We start from the raw sequence: 23,811 nt of genomic DNA on the forward strand, positions 1-23,811 counted from the left end.
CTGCCATGGATCAGCCCTCCACCGACGAACGACTGTCCGCGTCGAGACCCAGAGCCAAAATCCCCTGAAGCTCGTCGTGACTGATGCCCGCGTCTTCCAGCAGCGCGAGAATGCGCCCCCAACTCGACCCGAAAAATAGTGTGAGAGCGATCCCCAGTGTTCGCAGGAACTGCTCGCCGTCCTCATCGAGCGATTCAGCATCCAGCAGTCGACGAACCTCGATCGGGTCCCCCTTCGACTCCAAGAGCCGCGCCCAAAGATGGACTCCCCTATGTGTTTTGATCACTAATCCCCCAAAGATTGCCCGATCTGGGCATGCAAAGGAGGCCCGAACCAATGCGGTCCGAGCCTCCGAGATGTGTTACTTATTCAGTTATTTCGAACATCAATCAGTAGTACGAGTTCTCACCGAGAAGGATCCGGCGCGCTTGCAGATAGGGACTGTTCACGCGAGCTGGGGCAGTCCCCTCACTCGGCACAATCGGCGCCGGCGGACGACTCAGCGCGAGAACCGCCGCCATGGCTTCCGCCTGCTCCTCCAACTCCTCACGAGTGCCACCAGTCAGAAATTCCAACGACTCCGCTGGCAGCTTCTTCTCCACGCGAACCTGATGCCGAAGGAGGGCAGCGACCACCAAATCTCTCTCCGCAGTCACAGCTTCAATCTCCGCAGGATCCTCCAACTGGGGAATTTCCCCATTAGCTTCGAGTTCGGCGAGCCGAGCATTCGCGGCCCTCACCGCCTTATCGGCTTCCTTCCGGGCAGCGCGCTCCTCAGCGAGATCCGCCGTCGTCAACTCACCCAAGTCTTCATCTATCAACTAGCAACCTTCCTTTCAATTTGGTTTCTCGACGCTCATGCAGTTCATCCAGCGGCGTCCGCGATTTCGGCACCGGATCCTGCTCAGCAATCAACTGCATCACCGCGACAAGACGAGACGACAACATCGCCACATCGCGAGCCGAGATCGTCGCATCAATCGCCCCCGCCAACCTGTCCCGCAACGCCTGCAGAGTTGCCAAGACCTCGCCTCCGCGAGCAACTGGCGCGATTTTCACTCGTATGACTTCCATCGATTTCGTCCTTCCATGCCTTGAGTTCACCCATAGTCGCCGCAGCTCAGTCACCAAGTTGGTGTACAGACCTGATGGGGGGATATAGGGCGCTTTGCCTGAGGATCGCCTTTTGATGTTTAAGGGGGTCGGCCCCCCTATTTGAGGTATGCACTGTTCACGGCATGTGAGTTATCCACAGGTGATGTGGAAATTGAGCCGATATATATATGCAGCCCTGTACCCGAGGGTCGCCGTTGTGGTGCCCCTGGGAGGTCTAGCCCGTGGGGCAGTGACACTGATGGTCTACTGCCCCACGGTGACTTCGTTTCCGCCTTAGTGGACGTAGCCGGGGTAGAGGTCTGGGGTGTTGTTGATCTCCGCGACAGGTAGGTCCGCGACAGCATCGAGGCCGCCTGCCCATGTCACATCGATGCCGTATTCGGTGTTGATTTGCACTCGATCGTTGATGTTGTCCAACGGGTTTGAGAGTGTGTATTCGCTCTTTTCCGTTACTGGGTCGACAGGCGCGTCGAGGGCGAGGATCGTCTCGACATGGTTGCGGTCGTTCGGGTGGCGCTCGAAGTGCTGGTCGGTGATGCCAGTCCAGCCACGTTCAACTGCGGTCGCGGCGATGGCCTTCTCGAGCACCGTGTCGCCGACGAGTACAGCGTCCGCTTGAAGGTCGGCGAGTCGTTGCTGCGCTGCTGCCGCGTCGCTTGCGTTGCTTGTCCATTCTCCTGCCGCTTCTCGGGTGAGTCGCTTGGCTTCGAGGTAACGCTGCTGGGTTTCACGGTCAAACCGGCTGACGCCGAGGAGTTTCCGCTCAGTGTCTAGTCGGAGCTGCTTGCGTGCTTCGCCCTGTTCGGTCAGGAGTGCGTCTAGTTCCCGCTGTGCGTCACGGTATGCGCGTGCTGTGTGGACGTGGCGCTGCATGTCCCGTGTCCTGTTGCCGTGTGCTTCGGCTACGGGGTTGGGGTTCCGGATTGACTTGATGTGCGTGGTGCCTTCGGCGATCTCGGCGAGGCGGTTTTCGTAGGCTGCGATGACCTGCTGTGCGGCCGGCGTGTTGTCGATACCCATTTGATTTGCTCCTTATTGGTTAGAGTTGTTGTTCTGCAATGGTTCCGAGCCCTCAGGTGCTCCCCTGCGGACTGGATGCGGTAGGGGCAGGTTTGTGGTCACTGCCCCGTTCTCGTCCTCTGTGCATGACGTGTACACGCAGTGACGTTCACTGTCGTAAGCGGCACGACTCGAACACTTGCGGCTTGTGCGAATCAATCGTTCCTCCAAACGGATTGCAGCATGTTCGTTCAAGATTTCGTCTGCTGCGAGAAGTAGGTCGGACATGTTCGCCTCGGTGATGAAACCTGTGCGTGTACCAGAGGGCCGCGTCTGACTGATCGTGTAGTCGCCAGTCGACGTTCGGCTGACTCGGAATGACCCATTCGCGGCCACTTCGCCTTCGAGTAAGTCCGAGAACATGTCGCACAGTTCGCGGAGCTTTGCCGCGGTCAATGTCCATTGGCCGGCGCCGAGTCCGAACTTGACTACGTATCGACGTAGGTTCGGTCGCCTGACGCGCTTGTGGGTGCGCATCTTTACTGAAACTTCCAATTAGCTTCCCTTTGTTAGTTGGTCAGCTAAGACGAAGATCATGCGTTCGACGCCGCCATAGCGGGCGAATGCGTCATCAACGATTTGTCTGAATCCGGGATGGTTCTGTTCGTGTAGTGCGTTGACGGCCTTTGCGGCTTCGGCTTCGTCAGTGCTGCTGATTCGGAGGTTTAACATTGGGCTGGTACTCCTTTCGGCGAGTGTGGTTGTTTTCGTGAGAACGTGGACTGGCATGCAATTCCAAGGGGTTAGGCCGGGGATGCGACAACTGACGCATCCCCGGAAACGGCTAAGCGATTTGAGTGGACTCGGCAGCGTGGACGATGCACTGGACGCACTTGCCCGTCGAGCGGATCGGTCCTCCGCAAACTAGGCATGAATCCCCCGGACTCGTGGGGGTGGCAGAGATGGCAAACTTCAAATCGTGTTGAACTTTGCCATTCTGTTTATGCAGGTAGTCCCTATCTTTGCCATCTTCGCCATCTTTGCCAGGTTTCAGGGTGTAGGGGGTAACTTCGCCAGCGGTGGCAATCTTTGGCAGAGACCAGAAACCCTTGGGTGGACGGCCCCGCATCCGTTTCACGACACCGAGAGCCTCGACCGCTCGATAGAGGGTTCGTTCTTTGATCTCGGCGTCCTTCGCGGCGCGCTTAATCTCCGCCGAATCATGCTCAGAGCCATCCGCAAGCCACTCCCCCAACCACGATTCAGCCTCGGTGCGCTGCACAGCCTGACCGCCATCCGAGTTCGGTCGAGAAGCATCCCGGAGTACGTCACCGACACTTCGATCGGAGTTGCCGACAATCACGAACCGGCCAACCTCAGCGGTCTTACCCGAGTCGGTAACAACGTCTTGGGATTCGATTCTGTATGTCAGCGCCAGGTCTTCCTCACCGATCGAGTTCTTCTCTTGGCTCATGATCCGATCGCCCGCATCCGATTCCGGATCCTTCGCAAAACCAAACACCGAACGCGCAACCTCACCGAAGGCAGACGACCCGTTGATCCCGGCGACCACGTCACCGTTGCTCGACTTGTTCAAGTGGGCGATACCGAGCACTACCCCGTCAATGTTCTCCGCGAGCTTCGCCCACGGCTCCACCAACGACCGAACCTCATTGTTGCGGTTGATGTCCGTCTTCGATCCAATCGTCGACATCAGCGGATCGACCACCACCAGCTTCACCTGATTCTCAATCAACAGCGCAGTCAGCTCGGCCATGTCATGAGAAGACAGGAACCGGACCTCCTCGCCGTCGAGTTCGACCTTCGGCGTGAACACCCGATGCATGTCAGCACCCGAAGCCCTCAGCCCAGGCTTCACGACGTACTTCGCAGATTCCTCAGCCGCGATGTAGGCGACGTTGACCGGCTTCCCTTCCCAGTGGCCGGCGAGTGTCCCCGTCGATGCGCTGGCCGCGATCCACCTGCCGCCGGTCGACTTGCCTGCACCAGGTCGACCCGCGAACAATGCGAGCGCCCCAAGCGGAATTCGACCCTTCCCGTCGTACTCCCACGCCCAGACAGGCACGTCGTCCTTCTCGTCAGTGAAGGGGATCAGCCGCAACGAACGACCACCAGCCGGAGTTGCAGGAGAAGAAACTGGTGGGCCAGCTGCCAGATCGACGGGCACGAACTCATCGACACCGAAGCCTGCCGCAACATGATCCGCGGCGTCCTTCCCTGCCTTCGCCTCAACAACACCCACAGTCGCAAGACCATCGAGCAACGACGCCACCTGATCCGCATGACGACGGCCAGCCGCGTCCTTGTCTCGAACGACGATCACGGTCTTTCCGTGCAATGGGGAGAGGTCGGCGAGGTGGGCTTTGCCGGCGCCCATCGCCGTACATGTAGCCGCAACCCCAAGCGTTTCGAGAGCGTGGACATCATTCTCGCCCTCAACGACGTAAACGACGTCGGCGCCCAGGTCCGTCCGATAGAGCTTCGTTCCCTTTGTGTTTCCAGACTGCCGAAACCGCTTCGCCGGCGACCGATGCACCTGCCGGCCATCCGGATACTCATACGTAGACCCGCCCGGATCGTTGAAGAGGTCCGTCGTCGACAACCCCACCGCAGACAACACGTCCGCCAGATCCTCCCCCGCGTGGGAATGGACGAGAACCCGATCGAACCCGTTGTCTGTGATCGTGATCGAAAGGTCAGCCGACGAGTGCCCCGGCGCCTGCGCCGACGCCCGACCGCTGCTCAACTCCCGGACGTTCAGACCCTGCTCACGGAACCTGTCAATCACACGTTCATACGCAATCAAATTCAATCTCGATCCTATTAGTCAAAAGTTGTTGTCAATTAAGAGAATTAAGAAACTCCCCGAGAACTGCTCGCAACTGCTCCGCTTCGTCTGGGTGCAGCGCCAAACTGACGCCGCTCTGATTCCCCAACACAAGTCGAGCCATCGGTTTCCCTCGACTGTTTGTCCGAGACTCCAAGTGCCAGGGCGCATTCACGCGGCGAACACTGACAACTTCAGTCATAAAGCTCCACCACTTTCTTTCAGCTCCCTACTCACCACAGCGACCAGCGACGCGTTGCAACCGATCTCGCAGGCAATGGCCTTCTGACTCATCCCGCCGGCCTCGATAAGCTCCCTGATCCGCGGTCTCGCGGCATGCTTATGTCCGCGTCCGGGGCCTGGCTTCGACGCCGTAGATAGCCCGTGACGCATTCGCTGGTCAGCCTTATCCCTGGCCGCAGTCAGATCCGCAGCGAGATAGACCCACTCACCACCACGACGGCGGGCCGGAACCAGACCGTTCGAGCGCCAGTTCCGCAGGCTGCGACGACTCCGACCGATGAACCTCGCGGCTTCCACTTCGCCCATCCACCGCGCCGGCATGTGCACCGGCTCGGACTCATCCACAATTGGCAAGGCTCGCAACAGGATCACCCACCCTCGACTCGAACAGGATGTCCCCGATCGTGGGGAACAATTTCATGTGACGAGCCAGCGCCTGCATAAGGTGCGTGTGCATCCCTTGTGGGGGAACCCAACCCGGAGTAGCCATCACGCGTAATAGACGCTCACGCAGCCGATCAGCGGGCCGTGGATCGTTGTTACGCACACCTCTGATGTAGCCACGATCCTCTCCGCAACGGAACCTCCAAGTCTGCCCGAGATTCGTCATGTCGACGCCCGCGGCTTCAGCCCACTGAGCCAGCCACCTCAGTAATTCGTCAGCTGCATCGAGGGCATCGAGGTTTGCCGGCGCCCGAGGGCCTGGCTTATCGGTCGGCTTGGAATCGGGATTTGAGTCGCCGGTGCCAAGCCGTGGCTGTCGATACAGTCCACCACGCAGATGAGCGATCACATCAGGGATCGCGTTGACCACTGTCTCCAGCGAATAGACATGTGTGGTCAATCTCCACACCTCATCAGTGCGGTGATCCTGTCTCGTGTCTCAGGCGTGAGAGGAGGCCAGTCCTTGACGAGATCGTCGATGAACTTGGATATCTCAGGGTTAGGGTGGTACGTTTTTGTTGGCAAGCTGCGCCCTTCGATCAGAAAAACAGCACAGAAAATATCCCTGAGCTGCGAACTCAGGGCAGGTCAAGCAATCAGACGTTCAGTTCGAACGTGTTTTCGAGTATATGCCGCACTGGCGACGACTCACCGTGGTCCGCACTAGGTGTTCCGCGGCCGTCCTCCGACGTTCCGGGTGCAAAATCTTTGCACCTGAATCTGCACGGCACGCTCGAGATCGTCTAGCGAGTACAAGATGCTGCCGTTGGCCCTCGGGTGACCTATCAGATCCCCTCGGTTACGCCAGTTCCGCAGTGTGCGCGGCGTGCGGTTCACGTGCTCCGCAGCTTGGCGCGTGGTGAGCATGGATTCTGACATGGTGCTCCCTACTTTGATTAGTTGATAATTGATTTTCTGGGAAACCGTTTCCCTCTACGTGTATCTTATCGACCGGCTCGGTCACACCGCTTTGTTGAGAAAACTACACCCAGTGGCGGACAGAAACACATAATGCGAGATGTAGCGAGATAGATGAACTAAAGACGCAGGTTGAACCGATATGGCGAAGCGCGCATTGCACAAGTCGGCGGGTCGCGCCTCCCGCAACAGCGAATCTCTACGGGATCCCGTAGAGATTCCGGACAGGCCATTTCTTCCTATCGACAACATCGACAGGAAGAAGAATGTCCGGCCGGAGTCCCGTTGGGTGTCCCACCAGGTGTCCCAGTGGGACAAACCCACGATGCCGCCGTGAACAGCAGATTCTTCGGCGATCGCCGCAAAACTCCTACGATCAGAAAGAGGATGCGGGAGCCTCTACAAGGTCCTTGTAGAGCTTCGAGTCCCCTTGGCACGATGTTCTCTAACGACACCGTGCTTCTCGTTAGATCCTCTTGAGACTCTCAATAGACTCTCCATCGGGTCTACTTAGATCCTCAATAGGACCTATCGAATTGCACGGATAATCGACTAGCAAAAAGCAACCACCTGCTAACCATTTGCTTAAGCACCTGCTTAACGCCTGCTTGGATTTCGCTACACTTTCCGCTCAATCTCGATGAACCGAGGATCAAAGCGCCGAAGCCCCTTATCCGAAGGATGCACCCGAACCACCATCAACGCATCAATAATTTTCCCTCGTAGATCAGGAGACTTACCTTCCCAAACCTCAACGAGACGGCCCCCTGCCAACACCAGCTCCACCAGCGGATCCCCCATCCGCGCCTTACCCAGTTCCGCATCAACCCTGTCGACCTGCAACTGCAGAGCTGCGTTCGCGGCCTCGAACTGACCCGCATCCATCGCCCCAGAGCCGAACATTCCCGCGATCTGCTCGGCCCTCACCTGCAACGAATCCCGCTCAACCTGAAGTCCAGCCACATCGATTTCGTCAGACTGCAAAACCACCGCAGCATCAGGCATCGAAAGCCGAGCAATCACTACGCCATCCACCAACTCGTCGAGCGCCACGCCCTGCCGTCGAACGTGATTCTGAGGGCATTTGTACGACCGCCGCTTGTTGGCGTCTACGTGTACCACCATGCGGTCCTCGCAAACCCCACACCGATAGACGCCGCTGCCCTGCCACTTGCGCTCGAATCCCAAACTGCTCGACCGCTTCGGGTCATCCAAGAACGCCACGATCCCGTAGTGGGCATCAACATCGATGATCGCCGGCCACTGACCAGTCCCGACGACTGCGCCACGATGTACCCGCAGGGCTGCATATCTCGGGTTCTTCAGCACTCGCCGCACGCTGGTCGACTTCCATTCCTGGCCACCGTGTGCCGTCCTCAGTCCTGCAGCATTCCACTCACGCGCCACCTGCCGCACGGACATCCCCGACAACACGGACTGCACGGCTTCTCGTATTGCCGTCGCCTCCGGCTCTAGTAGCTCTCCGTCAATCGTGTATCCGAATGGTCGGCGCGATGCGATCCAGAGACCAGAAGCGGCCTTCTGATCGTTGGCGCGTTTCCGGCGATCGGACATCGCATCGACCTCTGCTCTGGCGACACTGCCGAGGATTCGGGCGACCATCCGTCCGGAATAGGTGGTCAGGTCGAGCGTTCCTGATTTGACTGTCCGGATCTCCGTGTTGGCGAAGATCGCGATTAGTCGTTCGAGTTCGAGTGGCGAGCGATAGAGGCGATCTGCGTGATACACGATCACGGCGTCGATCTTGCCTGCCTGAATGTCGGCCAACATGTCCTCGTACCGCGGTCGCACAAGGCCCCTGCTGGCTGAGATGTCGTTATCCGAATAGTGTTCTACTACTTCCCAATTGAGTGATTCTGCCAATTCGGAGCAGTCTTCGAAGTGCCGTTCAACGCCCAGCCCCTCGCCAGTCCGGTCGAGTGAGATGCGGGTGTAGATCGCGGTACGCATGGATACACCATAGCGTGTGGTACTTGACAATCAGTCCCGAGAAAGGTTGCACCACCTTTGAAGTCGATCAGGACGAGGTTCAGTGCGTTGGGTGAGTGCGTCGCGATCAGGCCGAGCACCAAGGTTCGCAGGAACTCCGACTTACCAGAACCGGTGGCTCCGATACACAGCCCGTGCGGACCCATACCGTTTTCGGCCGACTCCTTCAGATCCAGTTCGACAGGGTTTCCATCTTGTCCGACACCGATCGGCACGCGGAGTCGGTCGCGCCCCTGACGTGGCAGCCAGCCATGCTCAGGATTGAACCTCGCAACATTTCCTATCCCCAACATCTGGCTCCAGGTCCGAAGGGATCGGTCGTCGTCAGTTGCGTCCACAGCGTTCTGCGATGCCGCACGGAACGGTGCGATGCGACGTCCGAACGACTGCGCCAGGCTCGTCGTCGCGGCGTCAGGCGTCGCAAAGTTCTCGACTCCTGCGCTGCTCACCGCGCCGATCTGATCGCTACCGACGACCAGTCGCAAACCACGCGCCGCCGCCAGCCGCGGGCAGAACCCGCACAGGTCGAGGACGGTCACCGAGTCGAGCCCGGATTCGGACAACAGGCCGGTGTCACCTTCGAGCAAGCCGCCGTCCACGACCAACACGAGATGCGGAACGCCCGCACTCGCTGGAGGGTTGCGAGCAAATCGAGCACGCATCGAAAGCGTTTCCCCGAGGGAACTTTCGAACTCGAGATACGAACCGAACACCATGCGTGAAGTGCCGGCGCCGTCCTGAGATTCCGGGTGTTGCACGTGTGGGAGCCACTTGACCCACTCCCACTCGGCTTCGGTATCGGGACCGCACACCACTGCAACTTGGACGGTGTCCGGACCGTGGAAAGTGCACAGCTGCATCAACATCGAGCGGACGAGCGCTCGAGCGGAATCCCTCTGCCCCTCAATGGACATTGCAGCAAATCCGCGAAGCGAGACGGCGGTCGGCAGGTCCTTTACAACCGAATGCGCACGGACGAATCGCCGAAGTGAGACAGCAGCGACGGGTTCGAGATCCTCGACCGGCCCGGTCTCCGGCGATACAAGTCTGGTGGCCAATCGCTGTGCACCCAGACCGACCCGAACGTGGCAGTAGTCCGAGTCGGTGATCTGACGTTCCCACATCCGCACAGTCCCGGCCAGTGTCCAAAGCTGCGACGGCTCGGGATTGCTCCACTCGAGAGCAGCACGCTGCGCACCAGACGTCGCAGCAACATCGCTGCGCATCTGATCCAGGTACCGCAGGTAGTCCTTGCGGTCCTCGTTCGCTTCGGACGCTCGTGCTCCACCGCTACGACCGCCCCCGGCGAGCATCCCGAGCATCGACACCATCATCATGACCGGAAACAGCAGGGACATCGGATTGCGCGCCATGCCGGAAGAGAACATCAGCGCCACCATGCCGATCATGGCAACCACCATGATCACCGGAAGTAGTTTGGTCAGTAGGTTTCCCGGCGTGACGCGAGGAATCTCCGGTGGGGCCTGAAGCGTCACCTCGCCGCCCGGTGTACGCGGCGATTCACGGCGCGCTCGACGCGCAAATCTGACAGTGCTCAATTCACCCACCCCCATCGGTGCTGCAACTGTTGCCGCCACGCGCCTCGTCCGACTACCGCCGGCCCGCCCCCCAAGGCGTAGTCACGCAATTGCAAGAGAATAGATCACAACACCGACACTCGGGTCGGTGCCACCTGTTGTCTGCGCTGTCGCCGACACAGGCGCACAGTTCATGTCGTATTGTTCGGGTGAACTGGGGTGACGTGACAGGGGAATCGCGTCATGGGAGGGGACAGATCTTGACCAGCACCACTGAAACCAGCGCTGCGCACACCGCAAACGGACGACGCGCGACCCATTCTGCCGAACTGTGCAGGTTGACGGTACTTTCAGCCCATTCGCAGGTGGATCTTGCGGTGCCGCTTCGTGTTCCACTCGCGGTGGTCATTCCGGGCATTGTGGACACAATTGTCAACCACAGCAATTTCAACGAGTTCGACCACAGCGCCGAACAATTCGAGCCCGTCGACTGGACTCTGTCGAAAGTCGGCAGGGCACCGCTGGCACCGACGCTGTCGCTGCACGAGCATGGAATCCGCGATGGGGAATTGCTCGTACTCGCGGCCGCGGACACCGCTGCCCCGCCCCCACTCTTCGACGACATCATGTACACCGTCGCGGCGACGGATGCAGACATCTACCGACGCTGGACTCCGATCACCGCGCGCATTGTCGGCTCGTCCGCCGCCCTCGTCGCTGCGCTCGTCGCGGCCCTCGCCCTGGTCCTCGGCGATACAGGTCTGATCGGCGCTGTCTGCGGTGGAGTGATGTCTTTGGTGCTCACCGTCGCCGCCGTCGTGGCAGCGCGGGTGTACGGAGACACTGCAAGCTCCATCACGCTCGGATGCACAGCGGTGCCACTGGCGTTCGTATCCGGCGCCCTCTGCGTACCCGGCACTGTTCTTTCTGCTCATCTCCTTCTCGGTTCGGCATTCGCAGCCGCGGTGACTCTGATCTGCCTCCGCTTGTGCGGTGCCGGATTAGCCGTCTTCACCGCACTTCTCGTCGTCCTCCTTGCTGCGGTGGGCACCTTCGCCGTCGCGACGACGCTTCCCGAGGCGCGCACCGCAACCGTCAGCAGCGCGGTGATTGCCGCAGCATTGATCGTTCTCACGTTCACCGCTCGACTGTCGATGCTGTTCGCGCGATTACCACTTCCCCCGGTTCCGACGCCGAGTAATCCCCTCGACGACGATCGCGACGGACTGCCCGAGCCCGAACTGCCCGGGCTGACCGAGTTGACTGAAAGGGCAGGGCGGGCTCGTAGCTACCTGACCGGACTGATCGTGGCCACGTCAGTGGTCGCGCTCACTGCCGCAGTCGCGCTCGCGTGGTCCTGGCCCGGTCAGGGAATCGTCTGGCCGAACCTTGCTCTCGCATTCGCGACGGCCGTCGTGCTGATGTTTCGCGGGCGCACCTACGCGGGCGCACATCAGGCGGTCCCACTCATCTCGGCAGGCATCTCGGTGGTTCTCGCTCTCCTGGGCGGCATGGCATGGACCCATCGCGACCATGCATTGGTCGTCTTCGCCATCACGATGACTGTTCTCCTCCTGTCACTGATTCTGGGAATCCTCGCCCCCCAGAACACATTCAGCCCCGTGATGCGACGCGCGGCCGAACTGTTGGACCTCGCTGCGATTGCAGCAATCGTTCCGCTGATCTGCTGGGTCAGTGGGCTCTTCGCGCTCATGCGCGGTCTCTGAGCGATCGGATCTCGATGGTGATTCGACGCGCGACGAACATCTGTGCCGCACTCGTGATCGTTGTCTTAACAGTCCTCGCCGGGGCGGGTGGCGCATCGAGTGCGGTTCCTTCCCCCATCGATCCTGCAATGCTGCCGGAGGACGGTCCACCCGCGCCTCCCCAACCCACCGAACAACGAACCCTGTGCGTCCCCGCCGTAGCGGGTGGTGACGGCGCGGATATTCCACGTTCTCAACAGGATCTCGGATTCGATTCGGTGTGGTCGATCACCCGAGGGGCGGGGCAGCGAATTGCTGTCATCGACACCGGCGTCAGCAGACATCCCCGGCTACCGGCCCTCGAAGGCGGCGGTGACTATGTCGGGACCTCCGACGGCACCGACGATTGTGACTCACACGGAACAGTCGTCGCCGGTCTCATCGCCGCCGAGCAGGTCGACGGTTCCGGATTTTCCGGAGCTGCGCCGGACGCACAGATCATCTCGATCAGGCAGTCCAGTGCCGCTTTCTCGGTGGCCGGCCAACGCGAAGACCCTGCCGTAGCCGAGAATTCGTCTGGCTACGGAAACGTCGACACCATGGCACTGGCCGTACGTCACGCTGCTGACTTGGGTGCAAGCGTTATCAACATCTCCGAGGTCGCTTGCAAGCCTGCCGGGGACGGGATCAACGACCAACGACTGGGCGCTGCAATCGAATACGCCACGATCGCGAAGAACGCCGTAGTCGTCGCTGCTGCAGGGAACGTCGGATCCGGAGGTTGCAAGAACCAGAATCCACCGCCGGACCCCCTCGATCCACAAGCCGATCCATGGAACTCGGTTACGACGATTGCCAGTCCTGCCTGGTACGACGACTATGTCCTCACCGTCGGGTCGGTCGACCCCAATGGCACCGCCAGCTCCTTCAGCCTCGGCGGTCCATGGGTCGACGTTGCGGCGCCCGGCACCGGAATCATCTCACTTCACCCGACGTCGCCTGGTCTGACCAACGGAGTCTACGGCTCCGACGGCGCCGTACAGTCGTTTAACGGGACCAGTTTCGCTGCGCCCTATGTCGCGGCAACCGCCGCGCTGGTCCGGTCGGTTCACCCGGAACTGACTGCACTTCAGGTCATGCAACGTATCGAAGCCACCGCCCACGCTCCGGCGCAGGGTTGGAATCCCTACGTCGGTCACGGCGTCATCGATCCACTCGCCGCGGTAACGGGCGAATTGGCACCGGGGGAACGCGTCAAGGTCAATCATCAGTCGGTAACGATCGATCCCCTACCCACGCCGCCGACCCCCGACAACCGATCTCGCGACGCGGCACTCGTCGGAGCCGGAACGGTCGGCACCCTAGCCCTACTGACGCTATTGGCGTCGATGCCCATTCGTCGAGTAATTCGTCGGAGACTTCCCGAACGACGGGACGTCGATCTCTGAACCGTCAACGGTGTTCAGTTCACTGGAGCGGCCGGCGTTGAATCGGGGGCGACTCCGTCGTGAGCTATCAGTGCATTGCTCTTCTCGAGCGCCGGACCTGATGCAAGTAGATCGAGTATCTGCCAAGGCGCGCGATCGGGCGTTCGCGTCAATCCGAGCGCGCGAGCGGAGGTTTCGTCCGGTACTCCGTATTTCACACCGGTATCCGCTACGTAGAACACTCCGTCGTGTCTGGTGCTGTTCGTCTCGATTCCAGTCGCTTGAACAAAACCGCCGAAGCCCTGTTCGACGTGGACGCTGTCGAGATTGTCGCCCGATCCGTCCGCCTGCGCCAAGGACACCAACTTGCCACCCTCCGGGATCGGAACCTGCAATCCAGCGACGAGTTTCAATGTTGCAGAACTACTTTCGCCGCCGTCGACTGCAGGTGAGGGAGCCCATTCCAGACATCCGACAGGTGCGCCATGATCATCGACGATCTCCGGAACCACCTGCGGCAAAGAGTCGACGGCCAGCTCCCTCACCGAGGGAATACGACTGATGGCATCAGGGGTGACGCTCGCGATCCCGGTGGCGCCCTGCGAATCCGAGAAGTAGATCAGTTGGGCGAGCGCCGCACCGACCTTCTGGATACCGTTCTCGAGCACCACGTAGTACTGCAGGTCCGCGCCCACCGAAACCTGAACGACGGAGCCGACAGTCTTGTTCTGCAGCGGGAACCGGGGCGCTGATCCCAGTTCGCGGATTCGCGGAGCCTCGATGCGCGGAACTTCGGGGATCGAATTGAGAAATCCGGCACTGATCGGTCGCGCCTGTGCTCCTTCCAGCCCCAAAGCCCGCATGATCGCCGGATTGTCCACATCGATTTCCGCTCGCTTCCCGTCGTATACGAGAAAGTGATCGGAACCCGACTTCACCAGGAATGCACGGTCCCTCGTCAGATATGTCGTGTTCTCACCGACATTGGACGAGCCGACCAGGACCGAAGTCGTCAACGATTTTCTCCCGTCGGATCCGACGGAGTCGCATACCGTCCACAAGGCGTTGGTCGGGTCGGCTGATTCCGGCAGCGCGGACGGTGCGCCAGGAATGCCGACGAGTGCTCCCCGGGGTTTCGCCTCGACCTCAGACGCCTTGACTATTGCCGGTTTTCCTGGCGAACCCAGAATCAGTCGGGCGGAGGCCAAGTTCAGCACAGGGCGAAAAGTACCCTCCATGGCGACGAACATTGCGCCAGATTCCTTTGCAACAACGATTTCTGCATCGCCGATCTTGTCCTGTGGTCGAAACAGAGCGAGTACCGCGCAACCCGCCAATCCCAGTGCAGCGAGGACTATTCCGACGGTGAAGGCGCGGGACTGTGACCGCATCGGATCGTGAAGCATCCGCACGTCTCGTCTGACCAGCGCATGTTCCATCCGCCTGACCAAGAATCGGTACCCGTTGACCTGCCAGCGCGTGGTAGGTGTTGCAGCCATCATTCCCCCCGTGCCTTACATCCCCTTGCGAAGACACAGTACAGTTTGGCTGGGGCGGAAATTTTCGGGTAGTTCGCAGGTCAGGTATCGGGGAGGAACCGTGGACCGATCGCGGTTGAAGCATTGGCCGTCGTCACACAGGATTTCGACGCACGAATTCGTGTCGGCACAGATTCTCGGAATCAGTGCAGGCGGAATCGCGATGGCCAGTGGGCTGGATTGGCTCTGGGCGCTGGCAATCGGTTGTGTGGTTGCCGGATCAATGCTCCTCCATGTGGGCGGTTGGTCGGTAATGTCCTGGATTGTCAAGTACTTTCGCTATTTGCGCCGCAAGGACGTCGACGGCAGCACGATCGTCAGTTTTCACACTCCCTCCGAACAGTCGATCGGGCTCCGAGTGGACGGATCTTCACTCGTCGCTGTCGTCGAGATCGCTCCCCCACGCGACTACCTGACCAGGATCGGGCGTCATTCATTCGACGCTTCCCACCTTCTGCCCACAGCAGCCCTGGTCAATTGTCTGCATCAGCACGACATCTCACTCACCGGCATCGACATTGTCAGTCATGAATACCGCGCCGCATCAGGAACGCCGGCCACCGAAGTCTACGAACGTCTCATCGGGCCACTACCAGCCACCGCCACCAGAAGTGTTTGGCTTGCACTACGTTTCGACGCTTTGGAGGGTCGTGCAGCAGTCGAACGCCGAGGCGGGGGCGAACAGGGCGCGGGCCGCGCGATCGCTGTTGCCGCCAATCGTGTCATCCGGGTACTCGATTCAGCGGGATGCAAGGCGCGGATCCTGACCGCACCGGAGATCGCGTCGTCCACTGCCCAGGTCGCAAGAGGAGTCGCCAGCCACGAGGTCACCGAAACGTGGCGAAGTACCCCCTTGCCTGGTGTGTCCAACGTCGGATACGGAATCGAACCCCGTTTCATCACCACCTCGACCCTGACCCGAGTATGGGCAGTGGCAACGGTCGGGACGTCCGTGACAATTCGGTTGCGCCCCACGGGCGAACACGGAGAGGCGAGGGTCAGTGCGACATGTCGCTTCACCACGCGCAATCCACCTGAGAACGCACCGCTGGCCGGTTTGGTCTCGCTACGTGGGCGCCAGCGCGACGGATTGCTGACCAACCTGCCAACCGCATTGGCCGCGCTGGACCGCATCACGCCGCACATTCGCATGGACGGGGGCACACTCGACTCACTCGCTCTACCTCTTGCCGGGTGCGGCCAGCTCATCGGCTCGGACCGAAACGGGCACGGTGTCGCGGCCAGAATTTCGGGGCCGGGCGTCAACACCGTTTTTGTCGCCGGCGAACTCTATCTGGCTCAGCAATTGATCTTTCGAGCCATCGCGACCGGCGCACTGGTACTCATCCACACCGATCGACCGGAAGCATGGACCGCGCTCACCGACTCCATGGGAGTGCCTGACCGACTCCGCGTGTCCGGGCAGGGTGGTGGGCTCGAGGGCGCTTTCAACACTGTCGTGTTCGACGGAGTCGAGGGGTTACCGCCGCGTGCCGGCGTGACCGCGATCTACGTGTACGGACATCCACGCCAATGGCCTCGGATCGACCCTGAAATCTCGATAGTCCAGCCATTCGCACTCGGTGACAAGATCACAGTCGAAACCGGCCGCACGCGCGTCGAACTGACTCTGGTAACCATTGCTTCCGAGACCTCGTTCATCGGCCGTCCTCGAGCCGGCGACGCTCACCAGATGGCGTGATCGCGTATGTCCAAGATCAGCCAGGATAGGGATCACTCGCACGCTGCATCCGCAATCCGCTCCCCCACCAATGCAATTCACGAATCATCTTCTCGCTCGCATCGATCGCGATCGAATCGACGCCGTACGGCTCGTGTCCGAATTGCTTGCGCACCCGGTGAATGGTCACGCTTTGACGCACCGAGACCATGTGCAGCTCCGCCACTACTTGCCTCAGTTGTTCGACGGCCCGAACACCACCTGAAATCCCGCCGTAGGACACGAATCCGATCGGCTTGGCACGCCACTCGTGTTTCACGGAATCGAATGCGGTCTTGAGGGCAGCCGGGTACCCGTGGTTGTATTCGGAGGTCACAGCAACAACAGCGTCGGCTCGTCCGATTCGCTGGCGGAAAACCTCCGTGGCAGGTGAATCCGAGAAATCCTGGGGCAACGACAGCTCTCTGAGGTCGATCACCGATACGTTCCACGACGGGTTCGCGGTTGCGCGCTCGACAAACCAATCCGCCACTGCTCGTCCTATTCGCCCCTCGCGGACCGAACCTACGATGACTTCGACCTTCAAAGGTGCCATGAACGTCGATGCTAGCGACTCGTCACGCAGTGATCCCGTCCGTGATGAGTGCGGCCAGTTCCCGATACGCGCTGGCATCGTCCAACCCGGTAGCCCGATAGACCGCGCGTTGCTGGATCCGAACCATTGTCGCTGCGGCCGCATCAGCGACAAATGACGCGTGTACCCGCCGGAATGCGCCCGAATCCACTCCCTCGACGATGAGCGCTCGCACACGATCCGCGGCGATCGACGTGTTCTTCTCGTAAACCTGACTCGCCGACACCGATTCAGCCAGGTCTTCCATGAATTGACGGGACGCCGCGGTCAGTTGATCACCGACTGCTTCGAGATACACCGCAACTCGACGAGTGGGTGTCGACTCGGCAGCGACGGCACTCTCCACCGCATCGGTCGCCGCACGGAAGAAGTGCACCGTCACAGCCCGCACCAGATCCTCTTTGCCGGCCGCCACGGTGTACAAGGTGCTCTTGGAGCAGTGCAGACGAGCTGAGATCTCGTCGAGCGTGAGGTGGGCGAAACCCTCGCTCAAGAACAGTTCGACCAATTGATCGAACAACTCTGCCCTGCGCGCAGTCGTCTTGTGAACCAGCCTTGCCATACGCAAGACAGTACTGCAGTATCGTTCCCAGTACTACTACCTAGCTAGGAGCCGACCGTGCCCGTCGAACGCCTGATGCCCAGCCAAGAAGCTCGCGATCTCATCGAACTGACGCGTGATGTCGCGGACAAGGTACTCGCGCCCAAGGTCAACGAATACGAGAAGGCCGAGAAGTATCCCGAAGGCGTGTTCCCCGCACTCGGACAGGCAGGCCTGCTGAGCCTTCCGTATCCCGAGGAATTCGGTGGCGGCGATCAGCCGTACGAGGTGTACCTCCAAGTCCTCGAAGAGATCGCCTCGCGCTGGGCAGCGGTTGCAGTGGCGGTGAGCGTGCACAGCCTCTCGTGCTTCCCACTGTTCACCTTCGGCACCGACGAACAGAAGGCCCGCTGGCTGCCGGACATGCTGGGCGGCAACACCATCGGCGCATACAGCCTTTCCGAAGCGCAGGCCGGATCCGACGCCGCCGCATTGTCGTGCAAGGCGACGGCCACCGACGGTGGCTACCGCATCAACGGCTCGAAGGCCTGGATCACCAACGGCGGCAAGGCAGACTTCTACAACCTCTTCGCCCGCACCAGTGACGACGGCTCTCGCGGCATCTCCTGCCTCCTGGTGGACAAGGACACCGAAGGCCTCAGCTTCGGCAAGCCCGAGGAGAAGATGGGACTGCGCGCGGTCCCCACTGCATCCGCGAATTACGACGACGCCTTCGTCCCTGACGAGCGGTTGATCGGTCAGCGCGGCCAGGGATTGCCGATCGCCTTCAGCGCGCTCGACTCCGGCCGACTCGGAATCGCTGCTGTTGCCGTCGGAATCGCTCAGGGCGCACTCGACGACGCGGTCGCCTACGCGAAGGAGCGCAAGGCATTCGGCAAGCGGATCATCGATCACCAGGGACTCGGATTCGTGCTCGCGGACATGGCGGCCGCAGTTGACTCCGCTCGAGCCACTTACCTCGATGCAGCCCGCCGCCGCGACGCCGGAGTTCCGTACTCGCGCAACGCCAGCGTCGCCAAACTCGTTGCCACCGACGCAGCAATGAAGGTCACCACCGACGCCGTTCAAGTGTTCGGCGGGTACGGCTACACCCAGGACTTCCCCGTCGAGCGCTACATGCGCGAGGCCAAGATCACGCAGATCTTCGAGGGCACCAATCAGATTCAGCGTCTGGTCATCGCGCGTCAACTGGCGGGATAGTCGTCTACATGAAATGCCCTCCCACGCAGAGTGGGAGGGCATTTTGTATCGAGGCGGTCAGTCGCCGCAGCACCCGCCCGAAGACGGAATCTCGCGGGTTTCACGGGTAATCGCGTTGCGGGCAGCCAGTTCCGAGTAGTCGGGGTAGTCCACGCGAACCAACGAAAGTCCGTGCGCCGGCGCAACGAGGATCGAACTCGACCGCGACGTTTCGTCGAGCAAACCTGCCACCCAGTCGGCGGTGCGGCGTCCCTCACCGACCGAGAGGACTGCCCCGACAAGACTCCGGACCATCGACCAGCAGAACGCATCGGCATTCACGTACGCCGTGAACACCGTGCCCTCCTGCGCCCAGTCGAAGCGTTGCAACTCCCGCACCGTCGTAGCGCCTTCTCGACGCTTGCAGAATGCCGCGAAGTTGTGCAGGCCCAGAAGCCGATTCGACGCTTCTTGCATCGCTGCGAGATCGAGTGGTTTGGGGTACGACACCGTATCGCGTGCGCGTAGGGGTTCCACTCCGAATGCCGCGTTGGTCACCCGGTACTCGTAGTAGCGTCGCATCGCCGAGAAGCGCGCATCGAAGTCACCCGGAACCACCGAGATCTGTTTGACCCGAACGTCCTTGGGCAGGAAGCGTGCAAGTCTGCGCACGAGTCGCGACGGATCGTCGGGGAGCAACTCGCCCGGGACGTCGACGTGCGCTACCTGCCCCGTGGCGTGAACGCCGGCGTCCGTGCGACCGGCAACAGTCAGCTGAACCGGTTGCCGTAGTACCGTTCCCAACTTGTCTTCGATCTCACCGCACACGGTGCGCAGATCGGTTTGACGGGCCCAGCCCGAGAAGTCGGTGCCGTCGTAGGAGATGTCCAGCCGCAATCGAACGAGCCCGCCGTCCCCGATGGGGGCGGCGGGCTCGTTCGATTCAGCGTGTGCCGAAACCAAGGGAGACTAGTCCTTCTTGGCCTCTTCGGCCTCGGGAGCGTCGGCCGCAGTTGCGGTCTCGTCCTCGATAGCCTCGACGACTGCGTCAGCGTTCTCGACCTCAGCCTCGGTCGCGTCGGCCTCTACGGCCTCGACGACGTTCTCTGCGGCGGGAGCTTCCTGCGAGGACTTGACGCGACGAGCGCGGTCAGCCTCGGAGGTGACGGTCTTTTCCTTGACGAGCTCGATGATTGCCATCGGAGCGTTGTCGCCCTTGCGGGGGATCGTCTTGATGATGCGGGTGTATCCACCGTTACGGTCCGCGTAGAACGGGCCGATCTCGGCGAACAGGGTGTGAACGACATCCTTGTTGCGGATGACCTTCAGCACCTCACGACGGTGAGCCAGCGTGCCGGCCTTCGCGTGCGTGACGAGCTTCTCGGCGTAGGGGCGCAGTGCCTTGGCCTTGGACTCGGTGGTGGTGATGCGACCGTGCTCGAAGAGCGCGGTAGCCAGATTGGCGAAAATCGCCTTCTGGTGGGAAGCCGACCCGCCGAAGCGGGCACCCTTCTTGGGCTTGGGCATGATGATCTCCTAGTAAAGGACCTGAGCTGCTACAGCTGTTCGGTCTCGGCGTAGTCCTCGGTACCTTCGGCATCGCCGAAGGAACCGGCATCAGTGTCACTCCACGTTCCGGTGGCGGCGTCGTAGCCGGCAACGGTGGTGGGATCGAAGGATGCGGGGCTGTCCTTGAGGGACAGGCCGAGCGAATGCAGCTTGACCTTGACCTCGTCGATGGACTTCTGTCCGAAGTTGCGGATGTCGAGCAGATCGGACTCGGTACGGCCGACAAGCTCACCGACGGTGTGAACACCTTCGCGCTTGAGGCAGTTGTAGGAGCGGACCGTGAGGTCCAGATCCTCGATGGGGAGTCCGAAGGAAGCGATGTGATCGGCCTCGGCGGGCGAGGGTCCGATCTCGATTCCTTCTGCTTCGACGTTCAGCTCACGGGCCAGGCCGAAGAGCTCAACCAGGGTCTTGCCCGCCGAAGCGAGCGCGTCCCGTGCGGTGATGGAGTTCTTCGTTTCCACGTCGAGAACGAGCCGATCGAAGTCGGTGCGCTGTTCGACGCGAGTGGCCTCCACCTTGTAGGTGACCTTGAGCACCGGCGAGTAGATCGAGTCGACCGGGATACGGCCGATCTCTGCGCCGGACGCCTTGTTCTGGACGGCGGGGACGTAGCCACGACCGCGCTCGACAACGAGCTCGATCTCCAGCTTTCCCTTGTCGTTCAGGGTGGCGATGTGCAGATCAGGGTTGTTCACGGTGACGCCTGCCGGGGGCACGATGTCGCCTGCAGTAACAGCGCCGGGGCCCTGCTTGCGGACGTACATGGTGACCGGCTCGTCCTCTTCGGAGTTCACGACGAGGCCCTTGAGGTTCAGGATGATGTCGGTGACATCTTCCTTCACTCCCGGGACGGTGGTGAACTCGTGGAGAACGCCGTCGATACGGATGCTGGTGACAGCAGCGCCGGGGATCGACGAGAGCAGCGTGCGGCGCAGCGAATTGCCGAGCGTGTACCCGAAACCTGGCTCCAGGGGCTCGATGACGAACTTCGAGCGGTTATCAGCGATGACCTCTTCGGTCAGCGTGGGTCGCTGAGAAATGAGCATTGGTATTTCCTCCTGTACGGACGTCCACTATTTGACGCCCACGATGGGAAAGGGCCTGCGGCCCTGTGAGTGGTTGAGGAGTCCGGAGACTCCTCAACCACTCACGGGGTGCGAAGCGCCTTACTTCGAGTAGTACTCGACGATGAGCTGTTCCTGCAGAGCGATGTCGATCTGCGCGCGCTCGGGAAGCTGGTGAACCAGGATCCGCAGACGCGAGCCGACAACCTGCAGCCACCCGGGAACCGGGCGATCGCCGACGGTCTCACGCGCAACCTGGAACGGAAGCGTGGAGAGCGACTTCTCCTTGACATCGATGATGTCGTACTGCGAGACGCGGTAGCTCGGGATGTCGACCTTCTTGTTGTTCACGAGAAGGTGACCGTGAGTGACCAGCTGACGTGCCTGACGGCGCGTGCGAGCGAGGCCTGCGCGGTACACGACGTTGTCGAGACGCGACTCGAGGATGCGAAGCAGGTTCTCGCCGGTCTTGCCGGGGCGGTTGTTCGCCTCCTTGTAGTACAGGCGGAACTGCTTCTCCATGACGCCGTAGGTGAAGCGAGCCTTCTGCTTCTCCTGCAGCTGGAGCAGGTACTCGCTCTCCTTGATACGCGCGCGGCCGTGCTGTCCGGGCGGGTACGGGCGACGCTCGAATGCCTGGTCGCCTCCAACGAGGTCGACGCGCAGACGACGCGACTTGCGGGTGATGGGTCCGGTATAACGTGCCATTTTCTTCTACCTATCCTTCCCGCTATACCCGACGCCGCTTGGGCGGACGGCAGCCGTTGTGCGGCTGGGGGGTTACATCGGAAATGGTGCCGACCTCGAGGCCAGCAGCCTGGAGGGAACGGATTGCGGTCTCGCGACCGGATCCCGGTCCCTTGACGAAGACGTCAACCTTCTTGACACCGTGCTCCTGCGCCTTACGGGCAGCGCTCTCAGCAGCAAGCTGAGCGGCGAAGGGAGTCGACTTACGCGAACCCTTGAAGCCGACGTGTCCCGAAGACGCCCAGGAAATGACATTTCCGGCGGGGTCCGTGATGGACACGATGGTGTTGTTGAAGGTGCTCTTGATGTGAGCGGCGCCGTGCGGGATGTTCTTCTTATCCCTGCGACGCGTCTTCTGGGTCTTCTTCGGACCGGTGCTACGTGACTTCGGGGGCATTACTTCGCCTTCTTCTTGCCGGCAATGGTGCGCTTCGGACCCTTACGGGTACGGGCGTTGGTCTTGGTGCGCTGACCACGCACGGGCAGACCACGACGGTGGCGCAGGCCCTGGTAGCAGCCGATCTCGATCTTGCGACGGATGTCGGCCTGAACCTCGCGGCGAAGGTCACCCTCGACCTTGAGCGACTCCTCGATGTACTCGCGGAGCTTTGCCAGGTCCTCGTCCGAGAGGTCCTTGCTCCGGAGATCCGGGCTGACGCCGGTGGCGTCAAGGATTTCCTTGGAGCGGGTACGGCCGATGCCGTAGATGTATGTCAGTGCGATCTCCATGCGCTTTTCGCGAGGAAGATCAACACCAGAGAGACGTGCCATGGTGGCATTTCCTTATCGGTGTGCGGAGGTCTGCTCCCAGCCCTTCCCCTGTGCCTCTTGCCGAGTACCGACGCCCGAAGGCGCAGATGATCTCATCAACTAACTCAGTGGGGCCCCGGCCTCCGTGCCGGGGGTGAACCATTGTCCGACCTTGGCGATCGGTGAACGATCGCGTGGGGTCTCGTCAACAATGGCTGGTACTGGGAGGTCTTCTTTGCTTGTTGCCAAGCAGATCTTCGAAAAGCTAGATCTAGCCCTGACGCTGCTTGTGACGCAGGTTCTCGCAGATCACCATGACTCGACCGTTACGGCGAATCACTTTGCACTTCTCGCAGATCTTCTTGACGCTCGGCTGAACCTTCACGTCTTCTGATCTCCTGTTTTGTCGCAGCCCGCCGCGATGAACCGCGGCAGACATACTTCTCCCTGACCCAGGTCAGGTCCGGGAAGTTCGTTACTTGTAGCGGTAAACGATGCGTCCGCGCGACAAATCGTAGGGCGAGAGCTCCACGACAACGCGATCTTCCGGGAGGATGCGAATGTAGTGCTGACGCATCTTTCCGCTGATGTGGGCGAGGACCTTGTGGCCATTCTCGAGCTCAATGCGGAACATCGCATTGGGCAGCGGCTCGACTACTCGTCCTTCGACCTCGATGGCCCCGTCTTTCTTAGCCATATCCTCCGCGATCCGTTTGGTTTGGCATGCTTCGTGCATCGGCTTCCGTTACATTGGCACGCAATGGAAAGATCGTCGGCACTTCGGGGGCCCGATCCCGGAGCGATCCGGGCGTAGGCACACGAACTATCGACGCGC

At 60.9% G+C, this 23,811-nt stretch carries 24 protein-coding genes and 1 pseudogene; 4 read left to right on the forward strand and 21 right to left on the reverse strand.

The window, feature by feature from the left end:
• Positions 1 to 10: 10 nt before the first annotated feature.
• The 10 genes and pseudogenes from QMA15_RS14075 to eccCa all read right to left on the reverse strand — a co-directional run.
• The gene (locus tag QMA15_RS14075) at positions 11 to 244 is read right to left on the reverse strand and encodes a hypothetical protein (RefSeq protein ID WP_290285023.1); all 234 of its coding nucleotides are present in this window, start codon (positions 242 to 244) and stop codon (positions 11 to 13) included.
• 145 nt (positions 245 to 389) lie between these two features.
• A complete protein-coding gene (locus QMA15_RS14080; protein WP_290285025.1) occupies positions 390 to 821 on the reverse strand; it encodes a hypothetical protein in 432 nt (143 codons plus the stop codon).
• Positions 811 to 1,074 carry a hypothetical protein gene (locus tag QMA15_RS14085; RefSeq protein ID WP_290285027.1) on the reverse strand — a complete coding sequence of 88 codons (264 nt, stop codon included), beginning with the start codon at positions 1,072 to 1,074 and terminating at the stop codon, positions 811 to 813. Before QMA15_RS14085 ends, QMA15_RS14080 begins: the two co-directional genes overlap by 11 nt.
• A gap of 315 nt (positions 1,075 to 1,389) precedes the next feature.
• The gene (locus tag QMA15_RS14090) at positions 1,390 to 2,136 is read right to left on the reverse strand and encodes a hypothetical protein (protein ID WP_290285029.1); all 747 of its coding nucleotides are present in this window, start codon (positions 2,134 to 2,136) and stop codon (positions 1,390 to 1,392) included.
• Between the two features lie 823 nt (positions 2,137 to 2,959).
• Positions 2,960 to 4,924 carry an AAA family ATPase gene (locus QMA15_RS14095; RefSeq protein WP_290285030.1) on the reverse strand — a complete coding sequence of 655 codons (1,965 nt, stop codon included), beginning with the start codon at positions 4,922 to 4,924 and terminating at the stop codon, positions 2,960 to 2,962.
• A 237-nt stretch (positions 4,925 to 5,161) separates the two neighbouring features.
• The gene (locus QMA15_RS32775) at positions 5,162 to 5,527 is read right to left on the reverse strand and encodes a helix-turn-helix domain-containing protein (RefSeq protein ID WP_356701053.1); all 366 of its coding nucleotides are present in this window, start codon (positions 5,525 to 5,527) and stop codon (positions 5,162 to 5,164) included.
• 16 nt (positions 5,528 to 5,543) lie between these two features.
• Entirely contained in the window at positions 5,544 to 6,050 is a 507-nt protein-coding gene (locus tag QMA15_RS14100) for a hypothetical protein (RefSeq protein ID WP_290285032.1), read from the reverse strand.
• Positions 6,051 to 6,313: 263 nt separating this feature from the next.
• Positions 6,314 to 6,529 (reverse strand): helix-turn-helix domain-containing protein, encoded by a 216-nt coding sequence (locus QMA15_RS32780; protein ID WP_356701007.1) that lies wholly within the window; start codon positions 6,527 to 6,529, stop codon positions 6,314 to 6,316.
• A 657-nt stretch (positions 6,530 to 7,186) separates the two neighbouring features.
• Entirely contained in the window at positions 7,187 to 8,539 is a 1,353-nt protein-coding gene (locus QMA15_RS14105) for a recombinase family protein (RefSeq protein WP_290285034.1), read from the reverse strand.
• Between the two features lie 14 nt (positions 8,540 to 8,553).
• Positions 8,554 to 10,152 (reverse strand): annotated as a pseudogene (gene eccCa / locus QMA15_RS14110) (type VII secretion protein EccCa); the annotation flags it as partial.
• Positions 10,153 to 10,376: 224 nt separating this feature from the next.
• On the opposite strand from eccCa, the gene eccD reads away from it, so the two are divergent.
• Positions 10,377 to 11,843, forward strand: coding sequence for a type VII secretion integral membrane protein EccD (gene eccD / locus QMA15_RS14115; RefSeq protein WP_279163696.1), 1,467 nt, complete (start codon positions 10,377 to 10,379; stop codon positions 11,841 to 11,843).
• A 14-nt stretch (positions 11,844 to 11,857) separates the two neighbouring features.
• The gene (gene mycP / locus QMA15_RS14120; protein WP_080945645.1) at positions 11,858 to 13,270 is read left to right on the forward strand and encodes a type VII secretion-associated serine protease mycosin; all 1,413 of its coding nucleotides are present in this window, start codon (positions 11,858 to 11,860) and stop codon (positions 13,268 to 13,270) included.
• Between the two features lie 14 nt (positions 13,271 to 13,284).
• Here the strand turns inward: mycP and eccB are convergent, their stop codons facing one another.
• Positions 13,285 to 14,751 (reverse strand): type VII secretion protein EccB, encoded by a 1,467-nt coding sequence (gene eccB, locus QMA15_RS14125; protein WP_279163695.1) that lies wholly within the window; start codon positions 14,749 to 14,751, stop codon positions 13,285 to 13,287.
• Positions 14,752 to 14,848: 97 nt separating this feature from the next.
• Here eccB and eccE point away from each other — a divergent pair, with 97 nt between their 5' ends.
• Entirely contained in the window at positions 14,849 to 16,489 is a 1,641-nt protein-coding gene (eccE, locus tag QMA15_RS14130) for a type VII secretion protein EccE (RefSeq protein WP_290285039.1), read from the forward strand.
• 16 nt (positions 16,490 to 16,505) lie between these two features.
• Here the strand turns inward: eccE and QMA15_RS14135 are convergent, their stop codons facing one another.
• Together QMA15_RS14135 and QMA15_RS14140 are read right to left on the reverse strand one after the other, a co-directional pair.
• A complete protein-coding gene (locus QMA15_RS14135; RefSeq protein ID WP_020906901.1) occupies positions 16,506 to 17,063 on the reverse strand; it encodes an NAD(P)H-dependent oxidoreductase in 558 nt (185 codons plus the stop codon).
• Between the two features lie 22 nt (positions 17,064 to 17,085).
• Complete coding sequence (locus QMA15_RS14140) at positions 17,086 to 17,664, reverse strand: TetR/AcrR family transcriptional regulator (RefSeq protein ID WP_020969046.1); 579 nt, start codon at positions 17,662 to 17,664, stop codon at positions 17,086 to 17,088.
• Positions 17,665 to 17,721: 57 nt separating this feature from the next.
• Between QMA15_RS14140 and QMA15_RS14145 the strand changes: the two genes are divergently transcribed.
• Positions 17,722 to 18,864 (forward strand): acyl-CoA dehydrogenase family protein, encoded by a 1,143-nt coding sequence (locus tag QMA15_RS14145; RefSeq protein ID WP_020906899.1) that lies wholly within the window; start codon positions 17,722 to 17,724, stop codon positions 18,862 to 18,864.
• A 57-nt stretch (positions 18,865 to 18,921) separates the two neighbouring features.
• On the opposite strand, the gene truA is transcribed toward QMA15_RS14145, so the two are convergent.
• The 8 genes from truA to infA all read right to left on the reverse strand — a co-directional run bounded on the left by truA (position 18,922) and on the right by infA (position 23,673).
• Positions 18,922 to 19,806, reverse strand: a complete 885-nt coding sequence (gene truA, locus QMA15_RS14150; protein ID WP_084326077.1) for a tRNA pseudouridine(38-40) synthase TruA — start codon at positions 19,804 to 19,806, stop codon at positions 18,922 to 18,924.
• 6 nt (positions 19,807 to 19,812) lie between these two features.
• Positions 19,813 to 20,370: a 50S ribosomal protein L17 gene (rplQ, locus tag QMA15_RS14155; RefSeq protein ID WP_020906897.1), complete on the reverse strand. Its 558-nt coding sequence runs from the start codon at positions 20,368 to 20,370 to the stop codon at positions 19,813 to 19,815.
• 29 nt (positions 20,371 to 20,399) lie between these two features.
• Positions 20,400 to 21,461 (reverse strand): DNA-directed RNA polymerase subunit alpha, encoded by a 1,062-nt coding sequence (locus QMA15_RS14160; RefSeq protein ID WP_003941016.1) that lies wholly within the window; start codon positions 21,459 to 21,461, stop codon positions 20,400 to 20,402.
• Positions 21,462 to 21,581: 120 nt separating this feature from the next.
• Entirely contained in the window at positions 21,582 to 22,187 is a 606-nt protein-coding gene (rpsD, locus tag QMA15_RS14165; protein WP_003940769.1) for a 30S ribosomal protein S4, read from the reverse strand.
• Between the two features lie 22 nt (positions 22,188 to 22,209).
• Positions 22,210 to 22,623, reverse strand: a complete 414-nt coding sequence (gene rpsK, locus QMA15_RS14170; RefSeq protein ID WP_003940683.1) for a 30S ribosomal protein S11 — start codon at positions 22,621 to 22,623, stop codon at positions 22,210 to 22,212.
• Positions 22,623 to 22,997, reverse strand: coding sequence for a 30S ribosomal protein S13 (gene rpsM, locus QMA15_RS14175; RefSeq protein ID WP_003940834.1), 375 nt, complete (start codon positions 22,995 to 22,997; stop codon positions 22,623 to 22,625). Before rpsM ends, rpsK begins: the two co-directional genes overlap by 1 nt.
• A 250-nt stretch (positions 22,998 to 23,247) precedes the next feature.
• Positions 23,248 to 23,361, reverse strand: a complete 114-nt coding sequence (gene rpmJ / locus QMA15_RS14180) for a 50S ribosomal protein L36 (RefSeq protein ID WP_003938068.1) — start codon at positions 23,359 to 23,361, stop codon at positions 23,248 to 23,250.
• A 90-nt stretch (positions 23,362 to 23,451) separates the two neighbouring features.
• Positions 23,452 to 23,673, reverse strand: a complete 222-nt coding sequence (infA, locus tag QMA15_RS14185) for a translation initiation factor IF-1 (protein ID WP_003418601.1) — start codon at positions 23,671 to 23,673, stop codon at positions 23,452 to 23,454.
• Positions 23,674 to 23,811 lie beyond the last annotated feature (138 nt).

Source organism: Rhodococcus sp. APC 3903, assembly GCF_030407755.1.
Taxonomy (GTDB): domain Bacteria; phylum Actinomycetota; class Actinomycetes; order Mycobacteriales; family Mycobacteriaceae; genus Rhodococcus_F; species Rhodococcus_F erythropolis.